The following is a 409-nucleotide window of genomic DNA, read 5'->3' as shown; positions in this document are numbered from 1 at the left end:
GCGATCCGGATGCTCCGAGTCGATCAGGTCGTACACGAACTGCTGCACAATGGCGTCGGCGTGGACCACGGCGAGGGTGGCGGCCTCGTCCACCACCGCCGCACGCATAAACCGTTGCACCTCCTGGGCCATCTTGCTGCTGTCCGCCTGTGTGGACATGGCGACGTAGAGTCCCTGATAGCCGTTGCGGCGTGCCAGATGGTGGGCGCACCACAGGGCGATCCGGGTCTTGCCCGAGGCCGGAGGGGACTCGACGACGACCAGTGCCTGCCCCGTGGCCGGCATCAGGTCCATCACCGCGGCCTGGACGGGAAGCGGATCGGTTCCGGGCCATAGCTGCTGCCACTCGGCCTCGGTCGGATCCCACCTGTCGAGGCACAGCGCGGTGACTGCCTCCTTGGCGTGTGCC

At 68.0% G+C, this 409-nt stretch carries 1 protein-coding gene; it reads right to left on the bottom strand.

Features of this window, described 5'->3' with window-relative positions; genetic code table 11:
• The coding region (locus tag G3I71_RS48940) for a hypothetical protein (RefSeq protein ID WP_203733238.1) at positions 1–409 on the bottom strand (409 nt) is incomplete at both ends.

Source organism: Streptomyces sp. SID12501 (assembly GCF_010550245.1).
Lineage (GTDB): Bacteria > Actinomycetota > Actinomycetes > Streptomycetales > Streptomycetaceae > Streptomyces.
Note: the sequence above shows the minus strand (reverse complement) of the source record. Positions and strands in the feature narration are given on the sequence as shown.